Origin of the sequence: Piscinibacter sp., assembly GCF_050175855.1 — a bacterium.
Lineage (GTDB): Bacteria > Pseudomonadota > Gammaproteobacteria > Burkholderiales > Burkholderiaceae_C > Piscinibacter.
This window is the reverse complement of record NZ_JBFXIO010000232.1, coordinates 1-8,315: the sequence shown is the minus strand read 5'-3', so window position 1 is coordinate 8,315 and position 8,315 is coordinate 1. Positions and strand designations below refer to the sequence as shown.

General features: G+C 69.1%; 11 protein-coding genes. 3 read left to right on the top strand and 8 right to left on the bottom strand.

Features of this window, described 5'->3' with window-relative positions; all coding sequences use genetic code 11:
* Positions 1-68: 68 nt before the first annotated feature.
* Positions 69-986: a LysR substrate-binding domain-containing protein gene (locus AB7U92_RS16825; RefSeq protein ID WP_428579334.1), complete on the top strand. Its 918-nt coding sequence runs from the start codon at positions 69-71 to the stop codon at positions 984-986.
* Positions 987-1,065: 79 nt separating this feature from the next.
* Entirely contained in the window at positions 1,066-2,211 is a 1,146-nt protein-coding gene (locus AB7U92_RS16820) for an alpha-hydroxy acid oxidase (RefSeq protein WP_428579331.1), read from the top strand.
* 13 nt (positions 2,212-2,224) lie between these two features.
* Here AB7U92_RS16820 and ypfJ read toward each other — a convergent pair whose 3' ends face one another.
* Together ypfJ and dcd are read right to left on the bottom strand one after the other, a co-directional pair.
* Complete coding sequence (gene ypfJ, locus AB7U92_RS16815) at positions 2,225-3,115, bottom strand: KPN_02809 family neutral zinc metallopeptidase (RefSeq protein ID WP_428579328.1); 891 nt, start codon at positions 3,113-3,115, stop codon at positions 2,225-2,227.
* A gap of 26 nt (positions 3,116-3,141) precedes the next feature.
* A complete protein-coding gene (gene dcd / locus AB7U92_RS16810) occupies positions 3,142-3,711 on the bottom strand; it encodes a dCTP deaminase (RefSeq protein ID WP_428579325.1) in 570 nt (189 codons plus the stop codon).
* Between the two features lie 109 nt (positions 3,712-3,820).
* Here dcd and AB7U92_RS16805 point away from each other — a divergent pair, with 109 nt between their 5' ends.
* On the top strand, positions 3,821-4,348 hold the full coding sequence (locus AB7U92_RS16805; protein WP_428579322.1) for a DUF962 domain-containing protein: 528 nt from the start codon (positions 3,821-3,823) through the stop codon (positions 4,346-4,348).
* Here AB7U92_RS16805 and AB7U92_RS16800 read toward each other — a convergent pair whose 3' ends face one another.
* The 6 genes from AB7U92_RS16800 to AB7U92_RS16775 all read right to left on the bottom strand — a co-directional run.
* Positions 4,349-5,188 (bottom strand): formate dehydrogenase accessory sulfurtransferase FdhD, encoded by an 840-nt coding sequence (locus AB7U92_RS16800; RefSeq protein WP_428579319.1) that lies wholly within the window; start codon positions 5,186-5,188, stop codon positions 4,349-4,351.
* An 83-nt stretch (positions 5,189-5,271) separates the two neighbouring features.
* A complete protein-coding gene (locus AB7U92_RS16795) occupies positions 5,272-5,592 on the bottom strand; it encodes a hypothetical protein (RefSeq protein ID WP_428579316.1) in 321 nt (106 codons plus the stop codon).
* A gap of 15 nt (positions 5,593-5,607) precedes the next feature.
* Positions 5,608-6,720 carry a formate dehydrogenase subunit gamma gene (locus AB7U92_RS16790; protein ID WP_428579313.1) on the bottom strand — a complete coding sequence of 371 codons (1,113 nt, stop codon included), beginning with the start codon at positions 6,718-6,720 and terminating at the stop codon, positions 5,608-5,610.
* Between the two features lie 20 nt (positions 6,721-6,740).
* Positions 6,741-6,971 (bottom strand): hypothetical protein, encoded by a 231-nt coding sequence (locus tag AB7U92_RS16785; protein WP_428579310.1) that lies wholly within the window; start codon positions 6,969-6,971, stop codon positions 6,741-6,743.
* Positions 6,968-7,597, bottom strand: coding sequence for a formate dehydrogenase FDH3 subunit beta (gene fdh3B, locus AB7U92_RS16780; RefSeq protein ID WP_428579307.1), 630 nt, complete (start codon positions 7,595-7,597; stop codon positions 6,968-6,970). Before fdh3B ends, AB7U92_RS16785 begins: the two co-directional genes overlap by 4 nt.
* Before the next feature lie 12 nt (positions 7,598-7,609).
* Positions 7,610-8,315 (bottom strand): formate dehydrogenase subunit alpha (locus tag AB7U92_RS16775; RefSeq protein ID WP_428579304.1); only part of this gene is annotated, 706 nt, incomplete at its 5' end.

Genomic DNA, 8,315 nt, shown 5'->3' with positions numbered 1-8,315 from the left:
CCAGCTCAACTTCGTGCCGCGGCACCGGCGGAACTGATTCGCCCCCCGGCCTTGGCGACAATGCCGCCATGGCCACTTCGCCCGACGTCCGCTTTCCTTCCATCGACGGCCTGCGCGCCTTCGAGGCGGCGGCACGGCTGGGCAGCTTCGAGCGTGCCGCCGACGAACTCGACGTCACCGCCAGCGCGGTGGGCAAGCGCATCGCCGCGCTGGAGGAACTGCTGGGCACGCCCCTGTTCACGCGCGGTCCGAAGGCGCTGGCGCTGACGGCCACCGGCAAGGAGTATCTCGCCCAGGTGGGCGCGGCACTCGGGCTGCTGGCCGCCGTGCCGCTGCATCGCCGCGCCGCGCAGCGCATCGAGAAGCTGCGCGTCAGCGTGCCGCCCACCTTCGCGCGGCAGATCCTGGTGCCGGCGCTGGAGCGCTTCACGGCGGCCCACCCGGGCGTGGAGCTCGAGGTGGTGCTGTCGATTCCCTTCCTCGACGCCGCGGCCACCGAGGCCGATGTGGAGGTGCGCCATGGCCACCCCGCCGCGCATGGCGGCACGCCACTGCTCGACGAGCAGGTGGTGCCCATGGCCGCGCCCGCGCTGCTGCAGCGCCTGCCGCCGCTGTGCGCGCCCGCCGACCTGCGCCATGCGCCGCTGCTGCGCACGCCGCTGGAGCCCTGGGCGCCGTGGTTCGCCGCCGCCGGCCTGGACCGGCCCGAGCCGGCGCAGGGCACCAAGCTGGTCGACCTCGGGCTGACGCTGGAAGCCGCCGTCAGCGGCCAGGGCGTGGCGCTCGCCCGCCCCAGCCTGGCGCGGCACTGGCTGGCCAGCGGCGCGCTGCGCCCGCTGTTCGCGGTCGGCGCCGCACCGGCCTACCGCTACTACCTTCTGCCCCATGCGGCGCAGGGCGCGGCAGCCGACTTCGCCGCCTGGTTGCACGCCGAGTGCGACGAAGCGGCGCGCGCCGCGGCAGCGCTGCTTTCGCCCGTCGCCTGAAAAACTTTCCGGGCGGCCCGCAGCCGCCCCGCTAGCATCGCCCTCGCCGAAGAACGATACCGCCCCGAGGAGACAAGCGATGACCGTCATCACCAACATCGAAGACCTGCGCGTGCTGGCCGAGAAGCGCGTGCCGCGCATGTTCTACGACTACGCCGATTCGGGCTCCTGGACCGAGGGCACCTACCGCGCCAACGAGGGCGACTTCCAGAGCATCAAGCTGCGCCAGCGCGTGGCGGTGAACATGGAGAACCGCTCCACAGCCACCACCATGGTCGGCCAGACGGTGAAGATGCCGGTGGCCATCGCTCCGGTGGGCTTGACGGGCATGCAGCACGCCGACGGCGAGATCCACGCTGCGCGCGCGGCGGAGAAGTTCGGCATCCCGTTCACGCTGTCGACGATGAGCATCTGCTCGATCGAGGACATCGTCGAGCACACCAGCGCGCCGTTCTGGTTCCAGCTCTACATGATGCGCGACCGCGACGCGATGGCACGCATGATCGAGCGCACCAAGGCGGCCAAGTGCAGCGCGCTGGTGCTGACGCTGGACCTGCAGGTGATCGGCCAGCGCCACAAGGATCTGAAGAACGGCCTGACCGCGCCGCCGCGGCCGACGCTGCGCAACATCCTCAACCTGATGACCAAGCCGCGCTGGTGCCTGGGCATGGCCGGCACGAGGCGGCACACCTTCCGCAACCTCGTCGGCCACGTCAAGGGCGTCAGCGACATGAGCTCCCTGGCCGCCTGGACCAACGAGCAGTTCGACCCGCGCCTGTCGTGGGCCGACGTCGAGTGGGTCAAGAAGCAGTGGGGCGGCAAGCTGATCCTCAAGGGCATCATGGAGGTCGAGGATGCCAAGCTGGCAGTGGATGCCGGCGCCGACGCGATCGTGGTCAGCAACCACGGCGGCCGCCAGCTCGACGGTGCGCCCAGCAGCATCCGCGCGCTACCGGCCATCGTCGAGGCGGTGGGCAGCAAGACCGAGGTCTGGATGGACGGCGGCATCCGCAGCGGCCAGGACGTGCTCAAGGCCTGGGCGCTGGGCGCACGCGGCACGATGATCGGCCGCGCGATGGTCTACGGCCTGGGCGCGATGGGCGAGGCCGGCGTCACCAAGGCGCTGCAGATCATCCACAAGGAGCTCGACGTGACCATGGCCTTCTGCGGCCACACGCAGCTCACCAACGTCGACCGCTCGATCCTGGTGCCCGGCACCTACTAAGGGCCCCGCGCCCCTAGAGCGCGCGCGCCTCGAAGGTGTTGCACTGCTGCACGCTGCCGGCCTGCATGCCGCGCTTGAACCAGGCCACGCGCTGCGCGCTGCTGCCGTGAGTGAAGGTCTCCGGCCGCACGGTGCCGGTCGACTGGCGCTGCAGCGCATCGTCGCCGATGCGGCTGGCGGCGTTCAGCGCCTCTTCCAGGTCGCCCTGCTCGAGCACCTGCCGCGCCTTCTGGGCGTGGTGCGCCCAGACGCCTGCGAAGCAGTCGGCCTGCAGTTCGAGCCGCACCGACAGCTGGTTGCCCTGCGCCTCGCTCGTGCGGCGGCGTGCCTGCTCGACTTTCGCGGTGATGCCCATCAGGTTCTGCACATGGTGGCCGACCTCGTGGGCGATGACGTAGGCCTGGGCGAAGTCGCCCGGCGCGCCCATCTGCGTGCGCATGGTCTCGTAGAACGACAGGTCGATGTAGACCTTCTCGTCGCCCGGGCAGTAGAACGGCCCCATCGCCGACTGGCCCATGCCGCAGGCGGTGGGCTCGGCGCCGCGGAACAGGCGCAACTTGGGCTCGCGGTAGGTGCCGCCCATCTCGCGGAAGCGCTCGTGCCAGACGTCTTCGGTGTCGGCCAGCACCACCGAGACGAAGCGCGCCATGGTGTCGTCGGCCGGCGGCCGCCCCGCCGGCGCCTGCTGCACGCCGGCCGGGCCGGGCAGGTCGCCGCCGCCGCCGAGCACGCCGAGGAGGGTCAGCGGGTTGATGCCGAAGATCCAGCCGGCCACCAGCGCGATCACGATGGTGCCCAGCCCGATGCCGCGTCCGCCGCCCAGCCGCACCCCACCGGGCATGCGGCCGCCGGCCCCGCGGGCGTCCTCGACGTTGTCGCTCTCGCGGTTGCCTTCCCACTTCATGGCTGTCTCCCCGTTGGCCGGGCCGCTCAGGTCTTGGGCAGTGTCACGCCTCGCTGGCCCTGGTACTTGCCGCCGCGATCCTTGTAACTGGTTTCGCAGACCTCGTCACTCTCGAAGAACAGCACCTGCGCACAGCCCTCGCCGGCGTAGATCTTGGCCGGCAGCGGCGTGGTGTTGCTGAACTCCAGCGTCACGTAGCCCTCCCATTCCGGCTCGAAAGGGGTGACGTTGACGATGATGCCGCAGCGCGCGTAGGTGCTCTTGCCCAGGCAGATGGTCAGCACGTTGCGCGGGATGCGGAAGTACTCCACCGTGCGCGCCAGCGCGAAGCTGTTCGGCGGGATGATGCAGACGTCGGCCTCGATGTCGACGAAGCTCTTCTCGTCGAAGTTCTTCGGGTCGACCACCGTCGAGTGGATGTTGGTGAAGACCTTGAACTCCGGGGCGCAGCGGATGTCGTAGCCGTAGCTGCTGGTGCCGTAGCTGACGATCTTGTGCCCGTCCGGGGCGTGGCGCACCTGCCCGGGCTCGAAGGGTTCGATCATGCCGTGCTGCTCGGCCATGCGCCGGATCCACTTGTCGCTCTTGATGCTCATCTGCGCATTTCCCGGTGGTATGCGTGCATTTTAGGGACCCGCCGGCGCACGGCCCGGCCAAGCTGTGCCACAGTTGGGGCTCGCAGACGTTGTTTCCCCGGAGATGTCCATGCGCGGCGCGACCGAACTCCTGAGCCAGTACGCGATGTACCACCGCGACCGGCGCAACATCGCCAGCCATTTCGTCGGCGTGCCGATGATCGTCTTCGCCGTCGGCGTGCTGCTGGCCAAGCCCGCGTTCATGCTGGCCGGCTGGTCGCTCACCCCGGCGTGGATCGTCTTCGCCGGCGTGGCGGTCTGGTACCTGACCCGCGGCAACCTGCAACTCGGCCTGGCCGTCACCGCGGCGGTCGGCGCGCTGATCGCGCTGGCGCACAGCGTCGGCGACAGCGGTACCGGCGCCTGGCTGGCCTGGGGCATCGGCTTCTTCGCGGTCGGCTGGGTCATCCAGTTCATCGGCCACTGGTACGAGGGTCGCAAGCCGGCCTTCGTCGACGACCTGATCGGCCTGCTGGTCGGCCCGATGTTCGTCACCGCCGAGGCGCTGTTCTCGTTCGGCTGGGGCAAGGAACTGCTGGCCGAGATCGAGAAGCGCGCCGGGCCGACCGTGCTGCGTGACCTCGCGCGAATCGCCTGATCAAGGCGCCGGCCGCGGCGGTTCCGGCTGGGCGTCGAAGCGCTCGAAGCCGGTGTAGCAGATGAAGTGCCGGTTGGTCGCCCGGCCGAACAGCGCCAGTCCGAGCTGCCGGGCCACCTCGTAGCCCATCTGCGTGATGCCGCTGCGCGAGACGATCACCGGCACGCCCATCTGCGCCGACTTGATGACCATCTCGCTGGTCAGCCGTCCTGTCGTGTAGAAGATCTTGTCGCCACCTTCCACGCCATGCAGCCACATCCATCCGGCGATGGTGTCGATGGCGTTGTGGCGGCCGACGTCCTCCACGAACATCAGCAGTTCGTCCTGGCGGAACAGCGCGCAGCCGTGCACCGAGCCGGCCGACTTGTAGGTACTCTCCTGGCGCCGCACGGCGTCGAGCAGGCCGTAGAGGGTGGCCTGGCTGAGGCGGGCGCCGGGCTCGGTGGGCGGCGGCAGCACGATGCGGTCGAGGTCGGCCATCATGTCGCCGAAGACCGTGCCCTGGCCGCAACCGGTGGTCACCACCCGCTTGGCGGTCTTCTCCTCGAAGCGCTCGACGCCGCCGTAGGTGGCCACGGCGGCGGCCTGCACCTCCCAGTCGACGGTGACGGACTCGATCTGCCCGACGCCGTCGACCAGCCGCTGGTTGCGCAGGTAGCCCAGCACCAGCAGCTCCGGCGCCGCACCCAGGGTCATCAGCGTGACCAGTTCGCGCTTGTCGACGAAGACGGTGAGCGCACGCTCTGCGGGAATCGCGATCTCGCGCTGTGCGCCGAATTCATCGCGCACGGCGATGGTCTGCATCAGCGGCGCGCTGGCCTGGGTCAGGCGGACGGTCATGGCGGGACTCTACGGGAAGGCAGGCACACGCAAGCGCGAAGGGCCGCCCGAGGGCGGCCCTGCCGTCGCCAACGCGGCCAGGATCAGCTCTTCTTGGCCGCAGGCGCGGGGGCTGCCGCAGCCGGCGTGGCGCCAGCCGGAACGAACGGGCCGGGGTCGGCACAGGCCGGCGTCTCGGTGGGCTTGTTGACGGTCTTGCCGGCCATGGCAGCCTCGGCCATGTAGCGCGCGGCCACCTTCTCCATCGACCGGCACAGCTGGTAGCTGGCCACTTTGCCGCCGTGGGCCGCCTTGGCAGCGGCCTCGGCCGCCTTGGCCTTGGCCTCGTCGGACGGCGGCGGCAGCTTGGCCAGCGCGACGCCGGCAAACGAGGTGGTGATCAGGGCGAGGAGCAGTTTGCGCATGGTCGGACTCTCGGGTCAGATTTGCGGAGCAGCCACACCGCCGGGCGGCGTGCTGCGCTGGGCCGGGATCTTGCCGGCACGGATGTCGTCGTACCAGAGTTCGTGGTGCTCCTTGGCCCAGCCCTCGTCGACATAACCCGTGCGCATACCGTCGAGCGCACCTTTCATGCCGATGGTGCCGATGTACATGTGGCCGAGGAACATCGCCACCATCAGGATCGCGGCGACGCCATGGATCATCATCGCCACCTGCATCTGGTCGCGGGTGTAGAGCAGGCCGGGCAGCAGCTTGTCGAGCACCAGGCCGGAGCCGACGACGATCAGGCCGACCAGGAACACGCCCACCCAGAACAGCATCTTCTCGGCGCCGTTGAAGCGGTGCGACGGAATCTCGTGCTCGGACAGCAATCCGCCGCCCTTGAGCACCCACTTGATGTCACCGGCGTTCGGGATGTTGTCGCGGATGAAGGTGACGATCACGACCACCAGCGACACGGCGAACAGCGGCCCGGCGAAGTTGTGCGCGGTCTTCAGCGCGTAGGTGATCCAGCCGAACAGGGTCGAGCCGATCACCGGCAGCAGGAAGAACTTGCCGAATGCCATCACGATGCCGGAGACGCCGAGGATGACGAAGGCGATGGCGTTGGCCCAGTGGGCGCTGCGCTCGATCGGAGTGAAACGCTCGATCTTGCGCCCGGTGTCGGGCACATGACCGCCCAGCGCGCCCTTGCGCCAGTAGAACAGCGCGATCGCGCCGAGCACGATCAGCAGGAAGGAACCGCCATAGGGGATGATCCACTGGTTGCGCACCTGCCGCCAAGCCTCACCGGCGGTGGTGTACTGCGAGCCAGGGTACTGGGTGAACTTCTGGATCAGCACGCCGCCTTCGTTGGCGGGAAGCGTCGTGAAGCCGGCGGTGTTGCCGGACTCACGCACGCCGCGCCAGAACGGCGCGTTGTTGCCCGGCTGGGTCTTCGCGCGCTGCGCGTTGGTCTCGTCGGCCTTGGGCAGCGTGGCCGTGGCGGCATCGTTGGGTGCCACCCGGTCGTCGCCGGCAGTCTGGGCGAGCGCGAGGCCCGACCCAGCCAGCGTCGCCGCCAGCAGCAAGCTGCGCATCATGCGGTGCATGGCGTCTCCTCAGGAGCGTTTCACTTCTGCGCCGCGGTGCGGCTGTACTCGTTCTGGCCCTGCGCGCGGGTGCGCATCTGCGCGTCCCAACTGCCTTGATCGCCGGCCTTCCAGCCTTGCGCCACGAAGCCGTTCTGAGCACCCTCCCAGGGCTTGCCGTCGGACTTCTTGGTGGCCGCGGTCTGCGGCTTCTCGCCACAGGCCGCGAGAGCGGCCGCCAAGGCGGCGACGAACACGATGCGAGCGATCATGACTTGGTGCCCTCCTTGGGTTGGCCCGCCGCACCGCCGGCCGGCTTGCCGTAGGCCGTGCCCCAGCCCCAGATCTCGCTGCCCTTGCCGCGGCTGAGCACGCGGGTGCGGAAGATGTCGGCCACGATGTCGCCATCGCCGCCGAGCAGCGCCTTGGTCGAGCACATTTCCGCGCAGGCCGGCAGCTTGCCCTCGGCCAGGCGGTTGCGCCCGTACTTCTCGTTCTCGGCTTCGGTGCCGTTGGCCTCGGGGCCACCTGCGCAGAAGGTGCACTTGTCCATCTTGCCGCGCAGGCCGAAGGTGCCGTTGGTCGGGAACTGCGGCGCGCCGAACGGGCAGGCGTACGAGCAGTAGCCGCAACCGATGCAGGTGTCCTTGTCGTGCAGCACCACGCCCTCGTCGGTGCGGTAGAAGCAGTCGACCGGGCAGACGGCCATGCACGGCGCGTCGGAGCAGTGCATGCATGCCACCGAGACGCTGCGCTCGCCGGGGACGCCGTCGTTGAGCGTGACCACGCGGCGGCGGTTCACGCCCCAGGGCACGTCGTGCTCGGCCTTGCACGCGGTGACGCAGCCGTTGCACTCGATGCAGCGCTCGGCATCGCAGATGAACTTCATTCTTGCCATGTCGTCTTCTCCTTAGGCGGCACGCTCGATCTGGCAGAGCGTCGTCTTGGTTTCCTGCATCATCGTCACGCTGTCGTAGCCGTAGGTCGTGGCGGTATTGACCGCCTCGCCGCGGATCACCGGCGCCGAACCGCTCGGGTAGTACTGCATCAGGTCGACGCCGCCCCAGCGACCCGAGAAGTGGAACGGCAGGAACACCGTCTCCTCGTTGACGCGCTCGGTGACCAGTGCCTTGACACGGATGCCCTTGAAGTCGGGCATCGCCACCATGGCCGGCGTGCGCACCCACACGTACTCGCCGTTGCGGATGCCCCGGTCGTTGGCCGCCTTCGGATTCATCTCGACGAACATGTCCTGCTGCAGCTCGGCCAGCCAGGGGTTGGAGCGGGTTTCCTCGCCGCCACCCTCGTACTCGACCAGGCGACCCGAGGTCATCACCAGCGGGAAGGTCTTGCCGATGTCCTTGTTCTTCTCCTGGATCGTCTTGTACAGCGTGGGCAGGCGCCAGAACGCCTTCTTGTCGTCGTGCGTCGGGTACTTGGCGATCAGGTCCGGCCGGTTGCTGTACAGGGGCTCACGGTGCTGCGGGATCGGATCCGGGAAGTTCCAGACCACCGCACGGGCCTTGGCGTTGCCGAACGGATGGCAGCCGTGCACCTGCATGGCCACGCGGATGATCCCGCCGGAGGGATCGGTCTTCCAGTTCTTGCCTTCGGCG

What these genes read in the sequence shown, in the direction of transcription:
- ypfJ (WP_428579328.1), bottom strand. Translation starts at nt 3,115, where the DNA reads ATGAAGTGGGAAGGCAACCGCGAGAGCGACAACGTCGAGGACGCCCGC.
- AB7U92_RS16785 (WP_428579310.1), bottom strand. Translation starts at nt 6,971, where the DNA reads ATGATCGCTCGCATCGTGTTCGTCGCCGCCTTGGCGGCCGCTCTCGCG.
- AB7U92_RS16800 (WP_428579319.1), bottom strand. Translation starts at nt 5,188, where the DNA reads ATGACCGTCCGCCTGACCCAGGCCAGCGCGCCGCTGATGCAGACCATC.
- AB7U92_RS16805 (WP_428579322.1), top strand. Translation starts at nt 3,821, where the DNA reads ATGCGCGGCGCGACCGAACTCCTGAGCCAGTACGCGATGTACCACCGC.
- AB7U92_RS16825 (WP_428579334.1), top strand. Translation starts at nt 69, where the DNA reads ATGGCCACTTCGCCCGACGTCCGCTTTCCTTCCATCGACGGCCTGCGC.
- fdh3B (WP_428579307.1), bottom strand. Translation starts at nt 7,597, where the DNA reads ATGGCAAGAATGAAGTTCATCTGCGATGCCGAGCGCTGCATCGAGTGC.
- dcd (WP_428579325.1), bottom strand. Translation starts at nt 3,711, where the DNA reads ATGAGCATCAAGAGCGACAAGTGGATCCGGCGCATGGCCGAGCAGCAC.
- AB7U92_RS16795 (WP_428579316.1), bottom strand. Translation starts at nt 5,592, where the DNA reads ATGCGCAAACTGCTCCTCGCCCTGATCACCACCTCGTTTGCCGGCGTC.
- AB7U92_RS16790 (WP_428579313.1), bottom strand. Translation starts at nt 6,720, where the DNA reads ATGCACCGCATGATGCGCAGCTTGCTGCTGGCGGCGACGCTGGCTGGG.
- AB7U92_RS16820 (WP_428579331.1), top strand. Translation starts at nt 1,066, where the DNA reads ATGACCGTCATCACCAACATCGAAGACCTGCGCGTGCTGGCCGAGAAG.